Origin of the sequence: Pseudomonas sp. ANT_J12 (assembly GCF_008370045.1) — a bacterium.
Taxonomy (GTDB): Bacteria; Pseudomonadota; Gammaproteobacteria; order Pseudomonadales; family Pseudomonadaceae; genus Aquipseudomonas.
On sequence record NZ_VOBN01000013.1, the window covers coordinates 18,129 to 40,588 of the forward strand.

Annotated in this window: 20 protein-coding genes; 10 read left to right on the forward strand and 10 right to left on the reverse strand. The window is 61.4% G+C overall.

Annotation, left to right across the window (positions count from 1 at the left end):
* Positions 1–2 precede the first annotated feature (2 nt).
* The 5 genes from ureG to FQ192_RS23095 form a co-directional block, all read right to left on the reverse strand.
* A complete protein-coding gene (ureG, locus tag FQ192_RS23075; RefSeq protein WP_149660604.1) occupies positions 3–617 on the reverse strand; it encodes an urease accessory protein UreG in 615 nt (204 codons plus the stop codon).
* 23 nt (positions 618–640) lie between these two features.
* Positions 641–1,315 (reverse strand): urease accessory protein UreF, encoded by a 675-nt coding sequence (locus tag FQ192_RS23080; protein ID WP_149660605.1) that lies wholly within the window; start codon positions 1,313–1,315, stop codon positions 641–643.
* Positions 1,312–1,812, reverse strand: a complete 501-nt coding sequence (gene ureE / locus FQ192_RS23085) for an urease accessory protein UreE (RefSeq protein WP_149660606.1) — start codon at positions 1,810–1,812, stop codon at positions 1,312–1,314. The genes FQ192_RS23080 and ureE overlap by 4 nt, the downstream gene beginning before the upstream one ends.
* A 338-nt stretch (positions 1,813–2,150) precedes the next feature.
* A complete protein-coding gene (locus FQ192_RS23090) occupies positions 2,151–2,783 on the reverse strand; it encodes a TetR family transcriptional regulator (RefSeq protein ID WP_149660607.1) in 633 nt (210 codons plus the stop codon).
* A 166-nt stretch (positions 2,784–2,949) separates the two neighbouring features.
* The gene (locus FQ192_RS23095; protein ID WP_149660736.1) at positions 2,950–3,372 is read right to left on the reverse strand and encodes a hypothetical protein; all 423 of its coding nucleotides are present in this window, start codon (positions 3,370–3,372) and stop codon (positions 2,950–2,952) included.
* 387 nt (positions 3,373–3,759) lie between these two features.
* Between FQ192_RS23095 and FQ192_RS23100 the strand changes: the two genes are divergently transcribed.
* The gene (locus FQ192_RS23100; protein WP_149660608.1) at positions 3,760–5,835 is read left to right on the forward strand and encodes an AsmA family protein; all 2,076 of its coding nucleotides are present in this window, start codon (positions 3,760–3,762) and stop codon (positions 5,833–5,835) included.
* A gap of 53 nt (positions 5,836–5,888) precedes the next feature.
* Here FQ192_RS23100 and FQ192_RS23105 read toward each other — a convergent pair whose 3' ends face one another.
* Complete coding sequence (locus FQ192_RS23105; protein WP_149660609.1) at positions 5,889–6,419, reverse strand: bacterioferritin; 531 nt, start codon at positions 6,417–6,419, stop codon at positions 5,889–5,891.
* Between the two features lie 135 nt (positions 6,420–6,554).
* On the reverse strand, positions 6,555–7,481 hold the full coding sequence (locus FQ192_RS23110; protein ID WP_149660611.1) for a LysR substrate-binding domain-containing protein: 927 nt from the start codon (positions 7,479–7,481) through the stop codon (positions 6,555–6,557).
* 116 nt (positions 7,482–7,597) lie between these two features.
* Here FQ192_RS23110 and FQ192_RS23115 point away from each other — a divergent pair, with 116 nt between their 5' ends.
* The 3 genes from FQ192_RS23115 (at position 7,598) to FQ192_RS23125 (ending at position 9,530) form a co-directional block, all read left to right on the forward strand.
* Positions 7,598–8,236, forward strand: coding sequence for an FMN-dependent NADH-azoreductase (locus tag FQ192_RS23115; RefSeq protein ID WP_149660612.1), 639 nt, complete (start codon positions 7,598–7,600; stop codon positions 8,234–8,236).
* Positions 8,237–8,542 (forward strand): multidrug efflux SMR transporter, encoded by a 306-nt coding sequence (locus tag FQ192_RS23120; RefSeq protein WP_149660613.1) that lies wholly within the window; start codon positions 8,237–8,239, stop codon positions 8,540–8,542.
* 97 nt (positions 8,543–8,639) lie between these two features.
* Positions 8,640–9,530: a triacylglycerol lipase gene (locus tag FQ192_RS23125; RefSeq protein WP_149660614.1), complete on the forward strand. Its 891-nt coding sequence runs from the start codon at positions 8,640–8,642 to the stop codon at positions 9,528–9,530.
* 102 nt (positions 9,531–9,632) lie between these two features.
* Here the strand turns inward: FQ192_RS23125 and FQ192_RS23130 are convergent, their stop codons facing one another.
* A complete protein-coding gene (locus FQ192_RS23130) occupies positions 9,633–10,508 on the reverse strand; it encodes a DMT family transporter (RefSeq protein WP_149660615.1) in 876 nt (291 codons plus the stop codon).
* 98 nt (positions 10,509–10,606) lie between these two features.
* On the opposite strand from FQ192_RS23130, the gene FQ192_RS23135 reads away from it, so the two are divergent.
* The 3 genes from FQ192_RS23135 to FQ192_RS23145 all read left to right on the forward strand — a co-directional run bounded on the left by FQ192_RS23135 (position 10,607) and on the right by FQ192_RS23145 (position 12,965).
* Complete coding sequence (locus FQ192_RS23135) at positions 10,607–11,395, forward strand: helix-turn-helix transcriptional regulator (RefSeq protein WP_178129202.1); 789 nt, start codon at positions 10,607–10,609, stop codon at positions 11,393–11,395.
* A 72-nt stretch (positions 11,396–11,467) separates the two neighbouring features.
* Positions 11,468–11,773, forward strand: coding sequence for a PsiF family protein (locus FQ192_RS23140; protein WP_003221193.1), 306 nt, complete (start codon positions 11,468–11,470; stop codon positions 11,771–11,773).
* A gap of 178 nt (positions 11,774–11,951) precedes the next feature.
* Positions 11,952–12,965: an AI-2E family transporter gene (locus tag FQ192_RS23145; RefSeq protein WP_149660617.1), complete on the forward strand. Its 1,014-nt coding sequence runs from the start codon at positions 11,952–11,954 to the stop codon at positions 12,963–12,965.
* 103 nt (positions 12,966–13,068) lie between these two features.
* On the opposite strand, the gene FQ192_RS23150 is transcribed toward FQ192_RS23145, so the two are convergent.
* Positions 13,069–14,337, reverse strand: coding sequence for an Hsp70 family protein (locus FQ192_RS23150; protein ID WP_149660619.1), 1,269 nt, complete (start codon positions 14,335–14,337; stop codon positions 13,069–13,071).
* Between the two features lie 299 nt (positions 14,338–14,636).
* On the opposite strand from FQ192_RS23150, the gene FQ192_RS23155 reads away from it, so the two are divergent.
* Both FQ192_RS23155 and FQ192_RS23160 read left to right on the forward strand, forming a co-directional pair.
* Positions 14,637–15,590, forward strand: a complete 954-nt coding sequence (locus FQ192_RS23155) for a DnaJ C-terminal domain-containing protein (RefSeq protein WP_149660620.1) — start codon at positions 14,637–14,639, stop codon at positions 15,588–15,590.
* 27 nt (positions 15,591–15,617) lie between these two features.
* The gene (locus tag FQ192_RS23160) at positions 15,618–15,923 is read left to right on the forward strand and encodes a chaperone modulator CbpM (RefSeq protein WP_149660622.1); all 306 of its coding nucleotides are present in this window, start codon (positions 15,618–15,620) and stop codon (positions 15,921–15,923) included.
* Between the two features lie 62 nt (positions 15,924–15,985).
* Here FQ192_RS23160 and FQ192_RS23165 read toward each other — a convergent pair whose 3' ends face one another.
* Positions 15,986–17,110: a sensor histidine kinase KdpD gene (locus FQ192_RS23165; RefSeq protein WP_149660623.1), complete on the reverse strand. Its 1,125-nt coding sequence runs from the start codon at positions 17,108–17,110 to the stop codon at positions 15,986–15,988.
* Positions 17,111–17,342: 232 nt separating this feature from the next.
* On the opposite strand from FQ192_RS23165, the gene FQ192_RS23170 reads away from it, so the two are divergent.
* On the forward strand, positions 17,343–22,406 hold the full coding sequence (locus FQ192_RS23170) for an NEL-type E3 ubiquitin ligase domain-containing protein (RefSeq protein ID WP_149660625.1): 5,064 nt from the start codon (positions 17,343–17,345) through the stop codon (positions 22,404–22,406).
* The last annotated feature ends 54 nt before the right edge of the window (positions 22,407–22,460 follow it).

The following is a 22,460-nucleotide window of genomic DNA, read 5'->3' on the forward strand; positions in this document are numbered from 1 at the left end:
GATCAGGCTGCGATCAGCAGGCCTTGGCGTTCGATGAAGGCAATGATGTCTTCCAGGCCCAGGCCGGTTTTCTGGTTGCTGAAGACGAATGGCTTGCCGTTGCGCATGCGTTTGGTGTCGCTGTCCATCTGCTCCAGCGAGGCGCCCACCAGCGGCGCGAGGTCGACCTTGTTGATCACCAGCAGATCGGATTTGCAGATCCCCGGTCCACCCTTGCGCGGCAGTTTGTCGCCGGCGGAAACGTCGATCACGTAGATGGTCAGGTCGGACAGTTCCGGGCTGAAGGTCGCCGAGAGGTTGTCGCCACCGGACTCGACAATGATCAGGTCCAGCCCCGGAAAGCGCCGGTTCAACTGGTCCACGGCTTCGAGGTTGATCGAGGCGTCTTCGCGGATCGCCGTGTGCGGGCAGCCGCCGGTTTCCACGCCGATGATGCGTTCCGGTGCCAAGGCTTCATTGCGCACCAGGAAGTCGGCGTCTTCGCGGGTGTAGATGTCGTTGGTCACCACCGCCAGGTTGTAGCGGTCGCGCAGGGCCAGGCACAGGGCCAGGGTCAGGGCGGTTTTGCCGGAGCCGACCGGGCCGCCGATGCCGACGCGCAGGGGTTGAGTGTTCATATGCTTCTCCAAAATAAAGGGCCCTAGGAGCGAAACAGACGGCTGTACTGGCGTTCATGGGCCATGCACGCCAGGGACAGGCCGAAAGCGGCGCTGCCATAGTGTTCGGGGTTGATTCGAGTGGCGTGCTGCTGGGCTTCCTGCAGCAGCGGCAGCAATTGGCTGGTCAGGCGCTGGGCGGCTTGCTGGCCCAGGGGCAGGGTTTTCATCAGCACGGCCAATTGGTTTTCCAGCCAGCTCCAGAGCCATGCGGCCAGCGCATCTTGAGGACTGATCCCCCAGGCGCGAGCGGCCAGGGCCCAACCGAGGGCGAGGTGCGGTTCGGGGCGTTGCTCAAGAAAGGCCCGGGCCGGCGCATCGAGTTCGGGCAAACCGTTGAGCAGTTGCTGCAACGAATAGCCCATCTGCCGGCTTTCCTGATGCAACTCGCGGGTTTCGCGGCTGGCGCGATGTTCCTCGCAGCGTTGCAGCAAGTCTGCCCAGTTTTCGTCCGCCGCCGCTGTGCAATGGGCGAGCAGCAACGGCGCTTCGAAACGCGCCAGGTTGAGCAGCAATTGATCGCTGATCCAGCGTCGCGCGCTGTCGGCATCCGTCACCCGCAAGTTATCCACCGCCATTTCCAGGCCTTGGGAATAGCTGTAGCCGCCAATCGGCAATTGCGGACTGGCCAGGCGCAACAGCGCCCAGGCTGGGTTCATAAGCGCACGCCGAACTGGTGCAGTTTCGGCGGGTAGTTGAAATCTTCATCGCCGTGGCGCGAGTGGTGATGGCCGCCGCCATAGGCGCCATGTTCCGGCTGGAACGGCGCCTCAATGTTTTCCACCTTGGCATCCAGCTGTTCGAGCATGGCCTTGAGCACGTAGTCGTCGAGCAGGCGCAGCCAGCCGTCACCGACTTGCAGGGCAACGTGGCGATTGCCCAGATGATAAGCGGCGCGGGTCAGTTCGAAAGCATTGGCGCAGGTGACGTGCAGCAGTTGCTCAGGACGGGCGCAGACGCGGACGATGCGCCCGTCTTCGGCCTGCAGGCATTCGCCGTCATACAGCGGCGGCTGGCCGCGCTCCAGAAACAACCCGACGTCTTCTTGTTCGGCACTGAAACAGCGCAAACGGCTTTTGCTCCGGGCTTCGAAGGTCAGGTGCAACTCGGCGGCCCAGACGGGTTGAGGCTCGATTCTGCGATGAATCACCAGCATCGGAATGCTTCCAGCAAAGGACAATGCTCAGGCTAGAGCAAGGGGCTTGCCAATTGGGGTGATGCGTAGGAAAACCCTGTCGGAGCTTAGTAGTTGTTTCAGGATGTTGCGGGGTTTTGGTGCATGTTGGTGCGTGAAGGATTCTTCATGCACCAAATTGGGGGGGGTGGGCATGTATGGCGAGGGGGCTTGTCGGAATGCCGCACCACCCCGTTCGGCTGTGAAGCAGTCGTAAAATCTGAGAAACGCGGTGCGCTGATAGGACGCGAGGGAGCGCTTCGCACTCCAGCGGGGGCAAGCCCTCTCGCCACACAAGCCGCTCTCACAGAGGATGTGTGTTATTCCGTACTGCCGAGCCCCTGCCAATGCTTCAACCCAATAAAGATAAAACGCAGTTGCTGAGTGATCTTCGCCTGGGGCGTCAGATGCTCCGGCAACGCTTCCACCGGCGGATCGATAATGTCCGGCAACGTGGCAAATACGCTTTTAACGATCAGGTCGGCCATGACGCTCAGCCCGTCGATGCCCAGATGCTGCAGTTTCGGCATCAGCGATAAATCGGAGGCCAGGTCGGAACTGATGCCTTCGCGCAAACGGCCAATGGCCTGGCGCACCGGCAGCGAACCACCGTATTGCTCGCGGGCCAGAAACAGGAATTGCGAGCGATTGGCGCTGACCACATCGAGAAAGATCCGCACCGACGCATCAATGATGCCGCCCATGACGAATTCGTTGTGGCGTACCAGGCGGATGGTTTCGCGGAAGGTCTGGCCGACTTCGCTGACCAGCACCAGGCCCAGTTCGTCCATATCGGCAAAATGCCGGTAGAAACCGGTGGGCACGATCCCGGCGGTTTTCGCCACTTCGCGCAGGCTCAGGCTGCCGAATCCTCGGCCGCATTCCATCAAATGGCGGGCGGCGTCCATCAGGGCGTTGCGGGTCTGTTGTTTCTGTTCGGCGCGGGGCAGCATCGCAAGGGTGTTTTCTGGACAGGACAGCGGCGCACTCTAGCAAATCGGCTTTGCCGGCGTCGAACGGGGATCGGGGATCAGGGATTCAAGCGAGGAAGAAGGGCGCTGCTGTAAAAGTCAAAAGCCCAATCCAGTGATTGGGCTTTTTTTCAGGGCCGCCACAGGCTCAGCTCACAGCGCTGTTGCGTTCGATAACACGGTCACCACCACCTTCGGCAACGGCTTGGCCTTGTGGGGTTTTGTCGTAGCCATCTTCAACCAGGCCTTTTTCTTCAAGACGGTTGCGGCCGTTTTCAGCGACTTGGCCTTGTGGGGTTTTATCGTAACCGTCTTCGGCTACAGCCTGACCTTGTGGAGTTTTGTCGTAGCCATCTTCAGTGATCAGGCCTTTCTCTTTCAGGCGATCATTACCACCTTCAGCAAGGGTCTGGCCTTGTGGAGTGCGGTCCGAACCATCGGCGGCAACGGTTTGGCTGAATACAGAGTGATTGTCTTCGACTTGCGGAGTGGCCTGATCAGCGGCTGGCAGAGCAAAAGCGGTGCTGGCTAGCATCGAGAGGGTCAGGCTAAGCAATAATTGGCGTTTCATGATGGGTTGCTCCTTGGGAGGGCGATAAAGTGGGTACGAGGGCAATGCTACTCTCGATAAGTCGATATAAAAGTTCATAAACGCAATGGTAATAATCAACAGAATTGATTGTTCCGCGTAGAGGCTCTAGATCGGGCTTCTCCGGCCGGTGGTTTTGCACCGAGGTGGGTATTTTCGACCCACTCGTGCCGCACAAAAGTGCGGGGCCGGTAACGTCGGTAGCGGGCGCACTGTGTCGCCGGACGATTATTTGAGCGTTAAGGAGACTTTCGGTTAAACCTGCGAGCCGTTTTCCAGTCGTAGATTTCATGGCGCGCCGCTTCTGGCCCGCCGTTTCAAACGTGCGTCGCAGTCAGGGCGCTCAGTCGTATTCAGGAGCCCTGTGCAATGACGCGCACTGCAAAAATAATCAGCTGGACCGTCGCCAGCCTTGTTGTACTGCTGGCGGTACTGGTTCTGGTCATCGTGTTCTTCGATTGGAACCGGATCAAACCCACCCTCAACACCAAAGTCTCCGAAGAGCTGCACCGTCCGTTCGCCATTAATGGCAACCTCGCGGTGGTCTGGCAGCGTGAGCCCGATGAGGGCGGCTGGCGGGCCTGGGTGCCATGGCCGCATGTGGTGGCCGAGGACTTGAGCCTGGGCAACCCGAACTGGTCGAAGAAGCCGCAGATGGTCACGCTCAAGCGCGTCGAACTGCGGATTTCGCCGCTGGCCTTGCTGGCGCAGCGCGTGGTCATCCCGCGCATCGACCTCACCGAACCCAATGCCGACCTCCAGCGCCTGGCCGACGGCCGCGCCAACTGGACCTTCAAGTTCGATCCGAAAGACCCGAACGCCGAACCGTCGAACTGGGTGGTGGACATTGGCGCCATCGGCTTCGACAAAGGCCACGTGACCCTCGACGACCAGAGTCTGAAGACTCAGCTCGACCTGTTGATCGATCCACTGGGCAAACCGATTCCGTTCAGCGACATCGTCGGCGACAAAGCGGCGAAAACCGCGGTCGAGAAGGGCGGCGCCCCTCAGGACTACGCCTTCGCAATCAAAGTGAAGGGCCAATACCACGATCAGAAACTCGCCGGCGAAGGCAAGATTGGCGGCCTGCTGGCCTTGCAAGACGCGGCCAAGCCGTTCCCGATGCAAGCCCAGGTCAAAATCGCCGACACCAGCGTCGAACTCGCCGGCACCCTGACCGATCCGCTGAACCTCGGCGCGTTGGACCTGCGCCTGAAACTGGCCGGCAGCAGCCTGGCCAACCTGTATCCACTGACCGGCGTAACCCTGCCGGACTCCCCGCCCTATGCCACCGACGGTCACTTGATCGCCAAACTGCATGACGCGGCAGGTGCACAGTTCCGCTACGAGGGTTTCAACGGCAAGATCGGCGCCAGTGATATCCACGGCGACCTGGCCTACGTCGCCAGTCAGCCCCGGCCGAAACTCAGCGGTGCGCTGGTTTCCAATCAATTGCTGTTTGCCGACCTCGCGCCGTTGATCGGTGCCGACTCCAACGCCAAGCAAAAGGCCCGTGGCGGTGAAAGCAAGCAGCCGACGGACAAGGTGTTGCCGGTCGAGGAATTCAAGACCGAGCGCTGGCGCGATATGGACGCCGACGTCGAATTCACCGGCAAGCGCATCGTCCACAGCGAGAAGTTGCCGTTCACCGACCTCTATACGCATCTGGTGCTGACCGACGGCGTGCTGAGCCTCGAACCCCTGCGTTTCGGCGTCGCCGGCGGCAAGCTCGACGCACAGATTCGCCTCAATGGCCGCACCGAACCGCTGGAAGGCCAGGCCAAACTCACCGCGCGCGGTTTCAAACTCAAGCAGTTGTTCCCGACCTTTGAACCGATGAAAACCAGTTTCGGCGAGTTGAACGGCGACGCTGATATCGCCGGTCGCGGCAACTCAGTGGCCAAGCTGCTGGGCACGGCCAACGGCAAGCTGAAAATGCTGATCAATGACGGCGCCATCAGCCGCGAGTTGATGGAGCTGGCCGGGCTTAATGTCGGCAACTACGTGGTCGGCAAGATCTTTGGCGACAAGGAAGTGAAGATCAACTGCGCGGCGGCGGATTTCGACATCAAGACTGGCCTGGCGACCACGCAGTTGTTCGTCTTCGATACCGAGAACGCGATTATCTATATCGACGGCACGGCGAACATGGCGACTGAACAACTGGACTTGACCATCACCCCGGAATCCAAGGGCTGGCGTTTGATTTCCCTGCGCTCGCCGCTGTATGTGCAGGGCAAGTTCATCAAGCCGAGCGCGGGCGTGAAAGCCGTGCCGCTGTTGTTGCGCGGGGCCGGGATGGTTGCGCTGGGCGTGATTGCCGCGCCGGCGGCGGGGTTGCTGGCGTTGGTGGCGCCGAGCGGTGGCGAGCCGAACCAGTGTGCGCCGTTGCTGGAACAGATGAAGCAGGGCAAGGCGCCGGTGACCGTCAAGCCCACCCGATAAATGTGCGGCGTCTACAAGATCGTTCCCACGCGGAACGTGGGAACGATCAGGGGTTAGAGGTCTTTCAGAATGTCGGCCATATCATCCGCATGCTCTTCTTCCTGGGCCAGGATGTCTTCGAAGATGCGGCGGGTGGTCGGGTCTTTTTCGCCGATGTACTGAATGATTTCGCGGTAGCTGTCGATGGCGATCCGCTCGGCCACCAGGTCTTCGTAGACCATTTCCTTGAGGTCTTTCCCGGCCACGTATTGGGCGTGGGAGTTTTTCGACAGCAGGTCGGGGTTGAATTCCGGCTCACCGCCCAGTTGCACGATGCGCTCGGCCAGGCGGTCGGCGTGTTCGGCTTCCTGGGTCGCGTGTTCAAGGAACTCGTCGGCGGCCACATGGGCCTTGAGGCCGTTGGCCATGAAGTAGTGGCGCTTGTAGCGCAACACGCAGACCAATTCGGTGGCCAGCGATTCGTTGAGCAGGCGCAGCACTTCTTCGCGGTCGGCGCTGTAGCCTTCGGTCACGGCGCCGTTCTCGACGTTCTGGCGGGCTCGTGCGCGAAGGGTGGTTACATCAGACAAATGCATGTCGCTCATCTCGATCTCCTGGAGGCTAATCCGGTGGGCGTCACGCCTCTGGGGACGTGATCGCTACTTAAGATGTGAGTAATGAGCGTCGCGAAAAGTTTGATGTATTTGACGGGCGTGAAAGATCGCAGCCTTCGGCAGTTCCTACGGGGAGGTGGGTTGAGCCTTTGATCTTGGCAATAGACCAGACGCCGCTGCTTCTTCCTGCAACCACGCAAAAAATGCGCGTACCGGTGGATGCCGTTCACGCCCCGGCACACACAACGCGGCATAGCCGGCGCCTTCCACTTGAACCTCGCCCTTGTAAGGCACCAGCAACCCGCTGGCCACGCTTTCGGACACCAGGATATTGCTCGCCAACACCAGCCCTTGCCCGGCAATCGCCGCTTGCAGGGCGTAATGCTCTTCGTCGTATTCACGCACCGCCGGTCGCCCGGCCAGCCAGGTTTCGTCGGACTTCGCGCACCAGGCTTCCCAACCGTGGGCGTAGAGCTTGGAGTTATGCCAACGCACGCTGATCAGCGTTGGTACCCGACTGGCCGCCGACGCTACCTGCTCGGGAGAGCCATAAACGCCGAAGGATTCATCGAACAGGCACAGCCCATACAGGTTCGGGTAATCGTCGAGGCTGTAGCGCAGTACCAGATCGACGCTGGCGTCCTGATGCAAATCGATGACTTCGCAATGGGTATCGAGCCGCAGGCTGATGGTCGGGTGCCGGGCATAAAAGCGCCCGAGTCGCGGTACCAGCCACAACGCGGCGAAGGCGGCGGTAGTGGAGAGCGTCAGGCTGGCGCCGCTGCGTTGCGGGCGCAGGGTGTCGACGCTCTGCGCCACTTCCAGCAAGGCACCGTGCAGGCTCTGGAACAAACGTTCACCGCCATCAGTCAGGCGCACCTGACGCGGCAATCGCTCGAACAGCGCAATGCCAAGCCAACTCTCCAGCGAACGAATCTGATGGGAAATCGCCGTGGGCGTTACCGAGAGTTCTTCGGCGGCGGCCTTGAAACTCAATAGGCGCGAGGCGGACTCAAAGGCGCGTAGGGCGGTCAGAGGCAGCGAGGCAAACATGGGAACTCCATGGATGAAATGAATTCATCCTGACTGACTTTTGTTCATTTGAAGAAGAACAGCTACGAGCTTCAAGCTGCAAGCCTCAAGCAGTTTAGCCATTAAGGAGTTTTCAGATGAGCACAGTTCTTGCGGTTCACGCCAGCCCCCGTGGGGAACGTTCCCATTCCCGGCGTCTGGCCGAGGTGTTTTTGTCGGCGTGGCAGGCCCGTCATCCGCAGTCGCAGTTGACCCGACGTGAAGTCGGTCGGGCGTTGATTCCGCCGGTTAACGAGGCGTTCGTGGCAGCGGCGTTTTACCCCGAACCCGAGGCCCGGCCGTTGTCGATGCAGGCCGATCTGGCCTTCAGCGATGAACTGGTGGGCGAATTGCTCGGCCACGATGTGCTGGTGATTTCCACGCCGATGCACAACTTCAGCGTGCCCAGCGGCCTCAAGGCCTGGATCGATCAGATCGTGCGGCTCGGGCTGACCTTCAATCACACCCTGGACAATGGCGTGGCGCAGTACGAACCGTTGGTGCGGGGCAAGAAAGCCCTGATCGTCACCAGTCGCGGCGGCTTCGGTTTTGGCCCGGGTGGTGAGCTGGAAGCGATGAATCACGCCGATCCGTTGTTGCGCACCGCGCTGGGTTTCATCGGCATCACCGACATCACGGTGGTCGCCGCCGAAGGTGAAGAGTCCGCCGAGCGTACTTTCCAGATCTCCGCCGCCGAGGCCGAACAGCGTCTGTTGGCGCTGGCCAGGGAGTTCTAGATGGCCTGGGTGTTTCTGCTGATCGCCGCCGGTTTCGAAGTGACCTTCGCCATGGGCATGAAGTACGCCGAAGGTTTCACCCGGCTCTGGCCGTCGCTGATCACGGTGGCGGCGGCGGTCGGCGGGATTTATTTCCTGACCCTGGCCATGCGCGAGTTGCCGGTGAGCATCGCCTACCCGATCTGGACCGCCATCGGGTCGCTGGGCACGGTGTTTCTCGGGTTTGCGCTGCTGGGCGAGAGCCTGACGGCGCTCAAACTGGTCTCGGTCGGGTTGATCGTGGCGGGGGTGGTGGGCTTGAAGTAACGCGGATGTCATAGACTGGTCATGTTCGGTGGCGATGCTTGGCTGATGTCTTGCATCCCGCCTTGCGTCATCTCACCGATCACAAGGATGTCCGCCCATGTCGCAAGGTTCCGCCACGCGTTACCCGTTGGTGCTGGTTCCCGGAATGCTCGGGTTCATCCGTTTGCTGCTGTATCCGTACTGGTTCGGGATCGTCGCGGCGTTGCGCCGTGGTGGTGCGGTGGTGTTTGCGGTGCAGGTGTCGCCGCTCAATTCCAGCGAAGTGCGCGGCGAGCAGTTGCTGGCGCGGATCGACGAGATCCTGCGCGAAACCGGAGCCGAGAAGGTCAACCTGATCGGCCACAGCCAAGGCTCGCTGACCGCGCGTTATGCCGCTGCCAAACGCCCGGATCGGGTGGCGTCGGTCACGTCGGTGGCCGGGCCGAACCACGGTTCGGAATTGGCGGATTACCTGCACAAACACTATCCGTCGGACAGCGCCAAGGGGCGCGTACTGGCGGTTTTGCTGCGCCTGATCGGTGGCTTGATGAGTGTGTTGGAAACCGGTTATCGCGGGCCGAAACTGCCGGTGGATATCCATGCCTCCCACGAATCCCTGACGACTACCGGCGTGGCGCTGTTCAACCAGCGTTATCCACAGGGCCTGCCGCAAACCTGGGGCGGGCACGGGCCGGAGGAGGTCAACGGCGTGCGTTATTACTCCTGGTCCGGGACCTTGCAGCCGGGCAAGACCGATCGCGGCGGCAATCTGTTCGATGGGACCAACCGGTTTTGCCGGTTATTCGCGACAACCTTCGTGCGGGAAAAGGGGCATTGCGACGGGATGGTCGGGCGCTACAGCTCGCACCTGGGGACGGTGATCGGCGATGAATACCCGATGGATCACTTCGATATCGTCAACCAGTCGTTGGGGCTGGTGGGGAAGGGCGCGCAGCCGGTTCGGTTGTTTGTCGAGCATGCGGCGCGGTTGAAAGCGGCAGGTCTTTAGACCGCCTGTGGCGAGGGGGCTTGCCCCCGTTCGAGCGCGTAGCGGTCGCAAAATGGGGCCGCTACGCAGCCCAACGGGGGCAAGCCCCCTCGCCACAAAGGATTAGGTGCGCCCCAACACGGTGGTCCACCGCTCCGACAAAATCACCCCACCCAACGTCAACATCCCGCCGACCAGGTGATACATCGCCAACTGCTCATGCAACACCACCGCCGCAATCAGTGCGGTAATCAGCGGCAGCAGGTTGAAAAACTGCGTGGTCCGGCTCGGCCCCAGGCGCACCACGGCTTGCATCCACGCCAAGGGCGCAATCATCGAGGCCAGCAGGCAGGCGTAGAGCACCAGCGGGATGTTCTGCCAGGTCGGGCCGATTTTTGGCGAGGCCACGAACAGCGGAAACAGCACCACCACCGCCACCAGCACCTGCAAATACAGCAACACCAGCGGCGGCAGGCGCAGCTGCCATTTTTTCAGGAGCGTGCTGTAGATCGCGTAGGCCAGAGTCGCGATCAGCATCATCGCGTCGCCCAGGTTCACCCCGTGCTCCAGCAATGCGCTCAGGCTGCCGGACGACACCACCACCAGCACCCCGGCAAACGACAGCACCGCACCGGACAGCGCACCGGCGGTCAGGCGCTGGCCGAGGCTGATGATCGCCATCGTCAGTGACATCAGCGGCATCAACGACAGGATGATGCCCATGTTGGTGGCGGTGGTCAGGCTCGCCGCGAAGTACGCCAGGCTCTGATAAACCGCCATGCCGAGCACGCCGAGGACGAAGATCTTCCACAGGTTGGGGCGGATCATCGGCCAGTGGGCGATCACTGGTTTGAGCATGAAGGGCGTGAACAGAATCCCGGCCAGCAGCCAGCGATAGAAACCGATCTCGGCGGGGAAGATCGCGCCGGCCGACATCTTGGTGATCACGGTATTGCCGGCCCAAATGAAAATGGCCAGCAGGGGAAACGCATATTGCATGGGAGAGAAACCAGAACGTTGATGAGGCGCAATTATCCGCCTGTCTGGATGCAAGCCTATACTCCGATCCAGACAATCGGCCCTTGATGACGGACAGCATGAGCAGTAAACACATCGATCTGCTGGATTTCAGCGAACTGCCGGCCCCGGTGTACTTCCGCTACGCCGACTTCGACACCCACGAATACGCCTCGGCCCACCGCCACCCGTGGGGCACCCTGGAGTATTCGGCCAATGGCGTGTTGCACATGGAAATCGGCAGCAGCCGCTTCATGTCGCCGCCGCAGTACGCGGTGTGGGTGCCACCGCAGACCGAGCACAGTTTCTACAGCAACCAGCCGATCAACTACCGCGCGGTGTGCCTGGCGCCGTCGCTGTGCCGGGATCTGCCGCAACAAGCGTGCACCCTGGCCATCAGCGACATTCTCAAGGCGATCCTCAAGGACTTCGCCGCTCGCGACGTGAAGATTCCCGAACAGGACACTGACGTGCGCCTGGCCCAGGTGTTGGTGGATCAATTGCAACAGGCCCCCGAGCACGCCTGTTATTTGCCTTACGCCAGCAGTCCGGGGCTGCTCGGGATACTTGAAGCCTTGCAGGCCGAGCCCGGGGATAACCGGCCCTTGGCGGCGTGGGCGACGCAGATTCACGTCAGCGAACGCACCCTGGCCCGGCAATTCGTGCGTGAATTGGGCATGAGTTTCGGCGAGTGGCGCCTGCGCCTGCGATTCCTCGCGGCGATTGAAGCGCTGGGCAGCCAGCACAGCATTCAGGACATCGCCTTCGACATGGGCTACAGCACCGGTTCGGCCTTTATCGCCATGTTTCAGCGCCAGGCCGGGTGCACGCCGGAGCAATATCGCCGCAGCCACCTCGAGACCAGGTGAAGGTGTTACAGGGTTTGTCTACACTTCAGGGCGAGGCCGCATCCATCGGTGCGGCAACAAGGAGAAAACTCCATGAAGATGTTGCGTGTCCCTTTGTTGATGATCGGTTTGCTGCTCTGCTCCCAGGGCTTCGCCGCCACGGCCCAACAGAACAAAATGACCACCTGCAATGCCGACGCTACCGCGAAAAGCCTCAAGGGCGATGAGCGCAAGACATTCATGAGCACCTGCCTCAAAGCCGCCCCGGCCGCCAATGACGCGAAAGTCCTGACCCCGCAGCAGGAAAAAATGAAAACCTGCAACGCGGACGCCAAGACCAAAGCCCTCACGGGCGATGCGCGCAAAACCTTCATGAGCGATTGCCTGAAGAAGAAATAATCCGGCCCTGTAGGCGCATGGCTCGCCCGCGATGAACGATAACGCGGTGTGTCATGGGTATTCGCGGCGCGCCCATCGCGGGCAAGCCTTGCTCCTACAGGTTATGCACAATTCCTAGTGCTGACCTCGGATCGCTGGCAGACTGCCCATCCTTTTACGCCGTTCGTTTTGAGGCTGTATGCCAACGTTTTCTCAGCGTCATGTATTGCTGTTGGTCAGTTGGGTGATCATTTTTGGCGGGCTGCTGCTGGTGATCCCGCTGCGCCTGTTGCCCAGCCTGCTGGCCGGGTTGTTGGTATTTGAACTGGTCAACATGCTCACGCCGCAGTTGCAGCGGCTGATCGAAGGTCGCCGCGCCCGTTGGCTGGCGGTGGCGTTGCTCGGCACATTGGTGGTCAGCGTGCTGGCGCTGATCTTTGCCGGTGCGATCAGTTTTCTATTGCACGAAGCGGAAAACCCCGGGGCTTCCCTCGACAAATTCATGCACGTGGTCGACCGCGCCCGCGGGCAGTTGCCGCCGTTCATCGATGTTTACCTGCCGGCCAGCGCCGCCGAATTCCGCGTGGCCATTGGCGAATGGATGAGCAAACACCTCAGCGATTTGCAACTGGTGGGCAAGGACGCGGCGCACATGTTCGTGACGTTGCTGATCGGCATGGTGCTGGGCGCGATCATCGCCTTGCAGCGGGTGCCGGACGTGACCAAGCGCAAACCGCTGGCCGCCGCGCTGTTCGACCGCTTGCACCTGCTGGTCCAGGCGTTTCGCAACATCGTGTTCGCGCAGATCAAGATTTCCCTGCTCAACACCTTCTTCACCGGGATTTTCCTGGCGGTGATCCTGCCGATGTTCGGCATCAAGCTGCCGCTGACCAAAACCCTGATCGTGCTGACCTTCCTGCTCGGCCTGTTGCCGGTGATCGGCAATCTGATGTCGAACACCCTGATCACCATCGTCGGTTTGTCGCTGTCGATCTGGGTCGCGGTGGCGGCGCTGGGTTACCTGATCTTTATCCACAAGCTCGAATACTTCCTCAACGCGCGCATCGTCGGCGGGCAGATCAGTGCCAAGTCGTGGGAGTTGCTGCTGGCAATGCTGGTGTTCGAGGCCGCGTTCGGCCTGCCGGGGGTGGTGGCGGGGCCGATTTATTACGCGTATTTGAAGAGTGAGTTGAAGCTGGTAGGGATGGTTTAAAAGCAGTTGCAAGCCGCAAGTTTCAAGCGACAAGTCAAAGCAGTGGCGGTGTTCGCTCCTGCTTTTTACTTGCCGCTTGAAGCTTGCAACTTACCGCTGCTTCTCAGCAGCCGTAACGCTTCATGGCTTCAATCGCCAAACCACTGCCGATGCTGCCAAAGATATTCCCTTCCACATGCCGCGCCTTCGGCAGCATCGCCGAGACGCTGTTGCGCAGCGCCGGGATGCCGCTGGAACCGCCGGTGAAGAACACCGTATCGACCTGATCAACCCGCACGTTGGCATCGTTGAGCAGTTGCGTGACGCTGTTGCGCACGCGCTCCAGCAGGTTGTCGATGGCGGATTCGAACAAGGCGCGGGTCAGTTCCACGCTCAGGCCCGGCTCTATGCGGTCCAGCGGTACATGGCGGCTGTCGGCGTGGGTCAGCTGGATCTTGGTTTCTTCCACTTCCATGGCCAGCCAGTGGCCGGCGCGCTGGTCGATCAGCTTGAACAGGCGATCGATGCCGCCGGTGTCTTCGATGTCGTAGCGCATGCTGCCCAGGGCCAACGTCGACTTCTGCGAGTACACCGAGTTGATGGTGTGCCAGGTCGCCAGGTTCATGTGGTGGCTGGTGGGCATGTAGGCGCCGCTCTTCATGCGGCTGCCGTAGCCGAACAGCGGCATCAGGCCTTGCAGGCTCAGTTGCTTGTCGAAATCGGTCCCGCCGATGTGCACGCCGCCGGTGGCGAGGATGTCGTCGTGGCGGTTGTCGTGCATGCGCCGCTCAGGGGACAGGCGCACCAGCGAGAAGTCGGAGGTACCACCGCCGATGTCGACAATCAGCACCAACTCTTCTTTTTCGATGGTCGACTCGTAGTCGAACGCCGCGGCAATCGGCTCGTACTGGAACGACACGTCCTTGAAGCCGATGGCGCGGGCCACGTCGACCAAGGTGTTTTCGGCTTCCTGGTCCGCCAGTTCGTCGTCATCGACGAAGAACACCGGGCGACCCAGCACCACTTCTTCGAACTCACGACCGGCTTCGGCTTCGGCGCGCTTCTTCAACTGGCCGATGAACAGGCCCAGCAAGTCCTTGAACGGCATCGCCGTGCCGAGGACGCTGGTGTCGTGCTTGATCAGCTTGGAACCCAGCAGGCTCTTGAGCGAGCGCATCAGCCGGCCTTCGTAGCCTTCCAGGTACTCGTGCAGCGCCAGCCGGCCGTACACCGGGCGGCGTTCTTCGATGTTGAAGAAGACCACCGAGGGCAGGGTGATCTTGTCGTCCTCCAGCGCGATCAGCGTTTCCATGCCGGGGCGTAGCCAGCCGACGGTGGAGTTGGACGTGCCGAAGTCGATACCACAGGCACGGGCTGGGGATGCGTTTTTCATGTCTTTCGAGTTCCGGTTAAAAAACGGCCGCGCAGTGTATGCCAGTGCGGCGAAGATTCGAAGGCCGACTATCCGCTAAATCACCGGCAATAGCGCCTTGATAAGCGGGCACGATGCCCCAAACTTGTCTGCATCGACCCTGGCAGCCATTTGGCGGTCGCAAGAACCGCCCGCCGCTGCCGATAAACTTCTGATGCGCTGCCCGGTCACAAACTTGAGATCGGTCAACCCGACAGCCTGCAATGCGCGCATGCTGTCGGGGTAGCGGCGCGATTTTGATAACGGATGGTGATCCTTAGATGGACTTCAAAGACTATTACAAGATTCTCGGTGTGGAACCGACCGCGGACGATAAGACGATTAAAGCCGCCTATCGCAAGCTGGCCCGCAAATACCACCCCGACGTCAGCAAGGAAAAAGACGCCGAGGCCAAGTTCAAGGACGCCTCGGAAGCCTATGAAGCGCTGAAAAGCGCCGACAAGCGCGCCGAATATGACGACTTGCGCAAATACGGCCAGCACGGCCAACCGTTCCAGGGCCCGCCAGGCTGGCAGGGGCGTGGCGGCGGCGGCGGTGGTTTCGGTGGCGGTCAGGACACGGGCGATTTTTCGGACTTCTTCAGTTCGATCTTCGGCAACCGTGGGCCTGGTTTTGGGGGTGGAGAGTCGCGTCGCAGTGCCGGACGTCGAGGGCAAGACGTGGAAATGGAACTTGGAATTTTTCTGGAAGAAACCCTCTCGAACGAATCGAAGAAGGTCACTTTCCAGGTGCCGCAGTACAACGCGGCTGGGCAGCATGTCAGCAACACCTCGAAAAGCCTGAACGTGAAGATCCCGGCCGGTGTGGCCGACGGCGAGCGTATTCGCCTCAAGGGCCAGGGCGCGCCGGGTACCGGTGGTGGCGCCAATGGCGACCTGTTCCTGATCATCCGCTTCGCCCCGCACCCGAAATTCGACGTCGAAGGCGAGAACCTGATCATCACCTTGCCGCTGGCTCCTTGGGAGCTGGCGCTGGGCGCCGAAGTCGCGGTGCCGACCCTGACCGGCAAGATCAACCTCAAGGTCCCGGCCGGCAGCCAGAATGGCCAGCGCATGCGCGCCAAGGGCCATGGCTTGCTGAACAAGAAGGGCGAGCGTGGCTTCCTGTTCGTGCAGCTCAAGGCCGTGATGCCGAAAGCCTCGGACGATGAGGTCAAGGCGTTGTGGCAAGAGCTGGCGCAGAAAGCCGCGTTCGACCCACGGGAAAATTTTTGATCCGCTAGAACCCTGGAGCTACTGACAATGAGCAGTCCCCTGATCGTTCAACTGGACATGGCAGAATTCTGTGAGGCGACCGAGCTGTCGGACGTCTACGTGATCGAAATCGTCGAACACGGCATCCTCGAACCTCAGGGCTCTGCGCCCAAGGACTGGCGTTTCAACGATTACGAACTGGCCCTGGCCAAACGCGCCGCCAAGCTGCGGCGCGATCTGGAGCTGGAGTGGGAAGGCGTCGCGCTGGCGCTGGACTTGCTGGAAGAAGTGCAGCAGCTGCGGGCTGAGAATCGAATGCTCAAGCAGCGGTTGGGAAGGTTGGTCGTTGAGTAGCAGCAGGCACTGAACCTGTGGTGAGGGGGCTTGCCCCTCGCCACAAAAGCGGTCCCAAGCCATCACACCTTCCTGGGCAACACCACCGTAAACAACGTCCCCTCCAATTCGCTGGAGCTGACCTCGATCGTGCCCCGGTGAGCGTTTACCACTTCCTTGACGATAAACAAGCCCAAACCGAGGCTGGTCGACGGCTGCCCGAGTTCTTCGTCGGCGTTGCGCACCAGGGGATCGAAAATGGTGCCGAGCGCCTCTTCCGGAATCGGCACGCCATAGTTATGCACCGTCAGGCGCACCGAGTCGGCCTCGCCGCTGAGCACTACACTGACGTCACGCTTGTTCGAGCCATGCTGCAACGCGTTGCCGATCAGGTTCTGCAACAGCTGATTGATGCGCCCGGCATCCCAGGTGCCGTGGGTATCGCCCTGCACCGTGATCGTCGGATCGCATTCGGGGTTGCCGGCGCAGGCCTGGGCAATGGCTTCGCGCGCGGCGTCGGCCAGGTCCATCGGTTTTGGTTCGATGGGCAAGCTCTTGCCCAGGCGACTGCGCACCAGTTCCAGCAAATCACTGACCATCGCCGCCATGTGCCGGGTGCCACGCTTGATGTGGTGCGCGCAGGTCAGGGCGTCACCTTCGAGATTGGCTTTGCGCATCAGCATTTCGGTGGACATGCTCACCGCCTGCAACGGTGCGCGCAGGTCGTGGCCGAGGATCGCCAGGAAAATATCCCGGGAATGATTGACCTGCTCGGCATAGGCCGCAGTCGACTCGGCCAGGGCTTCGTCGATGGCTTCGTTGAAGCGGATCATGTCCTGGAAGTAGGCGAGGTCCGGCGATTGCAGGCTCTCGACCCAGAGCCGGATGACACAGGCGCGCAGATGACGGAACTCTGAGGTCATCTGCACCAGGTCAAAGCCGACGTTGTGCCGCAATTCGCCATGGCTGGCGGCGGCCTTGTCCAGGCTGGGGGTTTTCTCCGGGCCGTCACCCTTGGCCTTGGCGGCCTGTTCCTGGGCGGTCTGCGCGGTGGTCATGTCCCGGGCGGCGGCCAGCAGGATGGAGCGGGCATGATCGCGCAAGGTGGCGCGATCCAGGTTGTCGTCAGGGGTGATCGCGCGGGCGAACTGCTCCCATTCATCGACGACACGATCGACCTCTACCACGATGAATTCGCTTAAACGCATGGAGCAGAATCCTGAGCAGGTACGGCGGAAAGTGACCCGCATCTTAGCGCCTTCCCGGTCAGGTAAACACCGCACAAATGGAGAGGCGCCCGGTGGTATTTATATATAGTCGGCTTTTGGAATGTTGAAAGGTCGACGTTGTTTAAGGGCGGGGACACTTCGTGTTTTTGCATTATTGTTGATGAACAATAATCGCTAGCCTGATGGCTTTGTCATCAAGGACGATAGCGATATGCAAGATTCACCAGACACCCGCACGCCAGTGCCCGCTTATATTCCCGGTATTAATGAAAATGCAGGCGCTTATGAGCGTGTTGCACAGTCCCTCCAGCATTGGCAGGGGCAGGCTCCCGAGGCCCACCTGCTGGCGGCCGAACCCGTACGGGGCGCCTTTCCTGACTGGTACCTCAAGGCGCGAAAGATTGATCGAGAAAGTCTCAAGGACTTGTTCAGTCGCCGCTGGTTCTTACAAGGGCAACTCGACACGTTGACCGGCACGTTGCAACAGGATGTTCGCAAGTTTGCCGAACCGTTATTGGTCAACGCACTAAAAGAACACTTAAACCTGACGCTGGATGTGCGCGAAGCCGAGTTGCGCCTGTATATCCCCGATACCTTGATCTTTGGCATTGACCGTGATGCCAGCCGGTTCAGACAACTGAGCCTGCTGGACGCAGCCCTGCACAATTTCGAAGCCAGCGAAGCCGAGCCCAAGGCCTGGCGTGAGGGTTCCGGGATTTTCACCCGCGATGCCGATGGCGCGCCGGTGCGACATGCCCTGACGGTGGCGCAGTTTGTCGCGTTGTGCCGGCGCCTGGACCTGGGGGCGCAGTACCAGGCGCATATCCAGGCGATTTTGCAGCCGGTCGCGGCCACGGCCAGGATGACCTTGCAGCAGCAATCGGTGGACAGCGACAAAGCGGCGTTCAAATACGCGGCGTTCCGGGCGTTGCTCAAGGGCGAGATTACCGCCCACGGTTATGCCTGCCTGCTCGCCGTCCACGACGGCACCCCTGGGCAGCAGCTCAATGGCGCGCCCATGCTCAACCATCGCCTGTCGCTGATGGGCTTCAGGATGAGCGGCATTACCTTGTTCAGCGCCGTGGCTGAACCGGGCTGGGCGAAGCAAGCCGTCGACGCCATGGCCGGGCCTTTGCTCAGCGTGGTGCTGGATGTCTCGCAACAACTGCCGATCCTGCCGGGCCAGGAATACGAACGGATCAAACTGCTCAGGGCCTTTTTCGCCAACGGGCCCAGGGGCCTGTCCGAGGCACTGGCGCGCAACCAGGACACGTATCGCCAAAGCCGTTTGGTGGGCAGCCTGCTGGTGTACATCCCGGATGATCCCGACCATCCGCTCAAGCAGTACGACTCGTTCACCGACTTCATGAAAACCCTGGTCAGCCAGTTGAACAGGCCCGACTACCAGGCGTTCTTCAGCCGGTTTGTCGCGCAGAACGACAAGGGTGTGTTCTTCAGCCGGGTCAAGGAACGCCTCAGGACCTTCACCTGGCAGCAGCGCGAACCCTTGGACATGGGGCCATGGTGGCGCGAAACAGCGGTGGAAAATCCCGACCCGGAACCGATCACCAACATCATCACCGGCAATCTGTGGAGCCACCGGTACGTCGAGCGCCGGGACAAGTTGATCAGCGATGCCCGGCTGATTGCCGTACCGACCGGCGACGAAGATGCCCAAAGCCGCTGGAAGCGCCTGACCAGCTACCTCGACATCGCCTGGAATGTCTTCAACTTCGCCGCGATGCTGGTGCCGGGCGTCGGCGAGGCCGTGCTCGTGGTCATGGCGGCGCAGCTCCTCGAAGAACTGGCCGAAGGCCTTGAGGACTGGAGCAAGGGCGACCGCGATGAAGCGGCGGGGCACATTATTTCGGTGCTGATCAACGGCGCCCAGTTGGCGATGATGGGCGCCGGGCATGTGCTGCCCGGCGGCGTCACGCCGATCCGGCCCTCGCCGGTGCTCGACAGCCTGCGCCCGGTGGAACTGCCCGATGGCCAGCCCAGCCTGTGGAAACCCGACCTTGCGCCCTATGCCCATGACCAGCCGTTGCCCGACACTTCTGGCCCCGACGAACTGGGTTTGCACCACCAGGACGGCAAAACCCTGTTGCCCCTGGAAAACACCCGCTATCGGGTGAGCACCGAACCCGCAACGGGCGAGTACCGCATCGAACACCCGACCCGAGCCAACGCCTACCGACCCCGACTTGCCCATAACGGCGCCGGCGCCTGGGCCACCGAACTGGAGCAACCATTGGCCTGGGACGAGGCGAAGGTCTGGCGGCGGCTGGGGCATGCGCTGGAGGCGTTTGCCGAGCCGACCCAGGCGCAGATTCGCACGGTCAGCGGCGTCGATCAGCGCGTATTGCGCCGACTGCACGCCGAGCATGAAAGCCCGCCACCGTTGCTCAGCGACACCCTCAAGCGGTTCAAGGCCTACGCCGAGGCCGAAGCCGTGGGGCGGCAGATCCTCGATAACCGGATGTCGGAAACCCTGGAAGGGTTCCTGCCGACCTTTGTCACCGAACTGCCTGGCTGGCCCGAAGCCCGGGCGATTGAACTGTTTGATACGCAGGCTCTGTCCGGTCCCTCGATCAAGTACGGGAATGTCCACGCGACGGCGCCAGACACGATCAAGCTCAGCCGCGCGCATCTCAAGGGCGGGGACTTGCCCGGGCGCGTACTGGATTCGCTCAAGGAACACGAAATCCACGACCTGCTCGGCACGCGGCTGTCGGTGGATCGCAACCCACGCCTGGAGGCATTGCGCGCACGCCTGGCCATGCATGCCGGGCGCCAGACCCGGCGTCTGTTCGATTCGCTTTATCACGCCGCTGAACGGACTCGCGATGCCCGGTTGATCGTGCTTCAGGACAAATACCCCGGGTTGCCGGGCAGCGTCGGCCAACGATTGCTGGAGCAGGCGCATGCCGAGGACTTGAGGTTCATGGCGCAAAAAGGTCGCCTGCCGCTGCGCCTGGACGCCCAGGCACGCCAGGCCCTGGAGGAGGTGCGGGTGGTGCGCGCCTACGAGGGTTTGTACCTCAAGGACCTGGCCAGCGCGGACGCCGATCGCCTGGCGCTGCACAGCATCGCGGCGTTGCCGGGGTGGTCGAAAAACGTGCGGATCGAGGTGCGCCTGTTTTCATTCAATGGCGCGCTGCGTGACAGCGTCGGCCCGGCGGATGCACCGATTCGCAAAGTACTGGTGCTCAATGAGGACGGCACTTTCGAGACCCGCGATGCCCGGGATCAGCATTTGCACGGCGCGGATGATCTGTACGGTGCGCTGCTGCATGCCTTGCCCGATACCGAACGCAAGGCGCTGGGCTATGAAATCAATCAGGGGGCCCAGCTCAAGTTGCAGGTGCAGCAAGCCCCCTTGGCCCATGATCGACTGGCGCTGATCCTGCAGGACTCACCGCAGCGCAAACCGGCTTACGACCCCCAGACCATGAAGTTGCGCGGCGGCATGCAGAGCGGCCATGGGTATGTGCCGGACGTGGGGATTCTGCGCCATCGCGCCAGGTCCCTGTACCCCGGATTTTCCGAGGCAGACCTCGATTGGTTGATCGCGAAGTTCCAGCAAAGAGGCACTTCGATATCCGTGCAGATGCGCGCACTGGAAGCCGAGTTCAACGACCTGAACAACCGATTGTCCCGTTGGGTCAATTCGAGGGTGTTGAACCTGACCTCGCGCAGCATGGCGCAGTGGGATGCCCGCAACAAAGTGGCGACGGCGCTGCGTCGCTGCTGGCAGCGCCTCGGGCCCCGAGGCCCTGAAGTGATTGGGGAGGATCATCCGCAGTTGCTTGATCTCGACAATCACAACCTGGGCGAACTGCTGGCGACCATGCCGCCGCTCCGGGCCAATTTCGATCACGTGACCGGCCTGAACCTGCGCAACAACGGTTTGCTCACAGGCCAGATGGATTTTCTCAAGCCGTTTGGCCGGGTGCGTTGGCTGAGCCTGACCGGCAACCGGTTGAATCGCCTGCCCGCAGCGGTGGGTGACATGCGTTACCTCACCGAATTGTCGCTGAGTAATAACCAGATCGAGTTGACGGACCTCGCGGTGGCGCAGCTGCGCAAAATGGTCCGCCTGGAATCCATTTCGCTCAGCGGCAATCCATTGCGTCGCCTGCCGGATGTCAGCGGCATGGCGCGTTTGCAGGTGCTGCTGCTCAACAGCACCGGGATCGACACCTGGCCCATGGGGCTGTTTGCCAGCCCGCGCCCGCGCAATATCTACCTCGACCTGCGTAACAACCCCATCAGCCTGGTGCCGGTCGTGGCGCCAGGGTCGGCGCGTGCCGAATTGCTCGCCCGCACCCATGTGAGCCGCAGCCCACAGTGGATGTCGGCCGAAACCCTGGAGCAACTGAGGATGTATATCGAGTCCGTGGGCATGGATCCGGATCGTCCGTATCCGCCTCGCAGTTCCGTGGATGGGGTCTACTGGGCCGCAGGCATGTCCGAAACCCAATGGAGTAGGCGCATGCCGGTGTGGGACGCGCTGGAAGATGAGTGGGGTTCCGAACCGTTTTTCAATCGCATCAGGTCCCTGACCCAGACCGCCGACTTCAAGGCTGCCGGCGCTTACCGTGCCGATCTGACGGCCAAAGTCTGGCGCATGCTGGAGGCCATGGCCGAGAACGCCGAGCTGCGGGAAAAGCTCTTTGCCGAAGCCCTGGCGCCCACCGAGTGTGTGGATGGGCTCACTCATGTGTTCAACGCGATGGGTATCGAAGTCTTGACCCACGAGGCGTATCAGTTGACCAATCCGGCCCTGATCGAGGCGGAACTGGTGACGCTGGCGCGGGGCAAGTCACGGCTGAACCAGCTCGATGCCATCGCCCGGCGCCGCGTCTCCGAACGCTTGGCGGCGGGTGAAACCTACCGCCGTGTCAACGAGCAGGGTGACGTCGTCGGCACGATCGACGTGGTGGAAGTGCATCTGGCGTACATGACCGACCTGGCCGCACGCCTTGATCTGCCCTGGCAGGCCCGGGGCATGCAGTTCCGCAACATCGCCGGAGTCACGCAAGCGATGATTGATGCGGCGTATGAGCGAGTGCTGGCGTTGGAGGAGGGGGATTTGCTGCGCGATGCGATTGCCGAGGTGCCGTTCTGGAAAACCTGGGTCGAGGGGCAGAACCGCGAGGCGTTTGATGTGTTCAGGCGCAAGGTCGACCTCACCACCGAATTCAAGGTGGCGATGGATGAGCGAGCCGACGCTGACGTGACGCCGGACGCCCTGGCACGCTTGAATGAATAACTCAAGGAACTGGCCACGGCGCTGGATCTACCGGATAGCGAGATTGCCGCGGGG

Excerpts from the sequence above, each read along its gene's own strand:
- FQ192_RS23080 (WP_149660605.1), bottom strand. The coding sequence starts at position 1,315 with ATGAACCCAGCCTGGGCGCTGTTGCGCCTGGCCAGTCCGCAATTGCCG.
- FQ192_RS23140 (WP_003221193.1), top strand. The coding sequence starts at position 11,468 with ATGAAGATGTTGCGTGTCCCTTTGTTGATGATCGGTTTGCTGCTCTGC.
- FQ192_RS23130 (WP_149660615.1), bottom strand. The coding sequence starts at position 10,508 with ATGCAATATGCGTTTCCCCTGCTGGCCATTTTCATTTGGGCCGGCAAT.
- FQ192_RS23160 (WP_149660622.1), top strand. The coding sequence starts at position 15,618 with ATGAGCAGTCCCCTGATCGTTCAACTGGACATGGCAGAATTCTGTGAG.
- ureG (WP_149660604.1), bottom strand. The coding sequence starts at position 617 with ATGAACACTCAACCCCTGCGCGTCGGCATCGGCGGCCCGGTCGGCTCC.
- FQ192_RS23100 (WP_149660608.1), top strand. The coding sequence starts at position 3,760 with ATGACGCGCACTGCAAAAATAATCAGCTGGACCGTCGCCAGCCTTGTT.
- FQ192_RS23095 (WP_149660736.1), bottom strand. The coding sequence starts at position 3,372 with ATGAAACGCCAATTATTGCTTAGCCTGACCCTCTCGATGCTAGCCAGC.
- FQ192_RS23120 (WP_149660613.1), top strand. The coding sequence starts at position 8,237 with ATGGCCTGGGTGTTTCTGCTGATCGCCGCCGGTTTCGAAGTGACCTTC.
- FQ192_RS23170 (WP_149660625.1), top strand. The coding sequence starts at position 17,343 with ATGCAAGATTCACCAGACACCCGCACGCCAGTGCCCGCTTATATTCCC.
- FQ192_RS23150 (WP_149660619.1), bottom strand. The coding sequence starts at position 14,337 with ATGAAAAACGCATCCCCAGCCCGTGCCTGTGGTATCGACTTCGGCACG.
- FQ192_RS23090 (WP_149660607.1), bottom strand. The coding sequence starts at position 2,783 with ATGCTGCCCCGCGCCGAACAGAAACAACAGACCCGCAACGCCCTGATG.
- FQ192_RS23135 (WP_178129202.1), top strand. The coding sequence starts at position 10,607 with ATGAGCAGTAAACACATCGATCTGCTGGATTTCAGCGAACTGCCGGCC.
- FQ192_RS23145 (WP_149660617.1), top strand. The coding sequence starts at position 11,952 with ATGCCAACGTTTTCTCAGCGTCATGTATTGCTGTTGGTCAGTTGGGTG.
- ureE (WP_149660606.1), bottom strand. The coding sequence starts at position 1,812 with ATGCTGGTGATTCATCGCAGAATCGAGCCTCAACCCGTCTGGGCCGCC.
- FQ192_RS23105 (WP_149660609.1), bottom strand. The coding sequence starts at position 6,419 with ATGAGCGACATGCATTTGTCTGATGTAACCACCCTTCGCGCACGAGCC.
- FQ192_RS23125 (WP_149660614.1), top strand. The coding sequence starts at position 8,640 with ATGTCGCAAGGTTCCGCCACGCGTTACCCGTTGGTGCTGGTTCCCGGA.
- FQ192_RS23115 (WP_149660612.1), top strand. The coding sequence starts at position 7,598 with ATGAGCACAGTTCTTGCGGTTCACGCCAGCCCCCGTGGGGAACGTTCC.
- FQ192_RS23165 (WP_149660623.1), bottom strand. The coding sequence starts at position 17,110 with ATGCGTTTAAGCGAATTCATCGTGGTAGAGGTCGATCGTGTCGTCGAT.
- FQ192_RS23155 (WP_149660620.1), top strand. The coding sequence starts at position 14,637 with ATGGACTTCAAAGACTATTACAAGATTCTCGGTGTGGAACCGACCGCG.
- FQ192_RS23110 (WP_149660611.1), bottom strand. The coding sequence starts at position 7,481 with ATGTTTGCCTCGCTGCCTCTGACCGCCCTACGCGCCTTTGAGTCCGCC.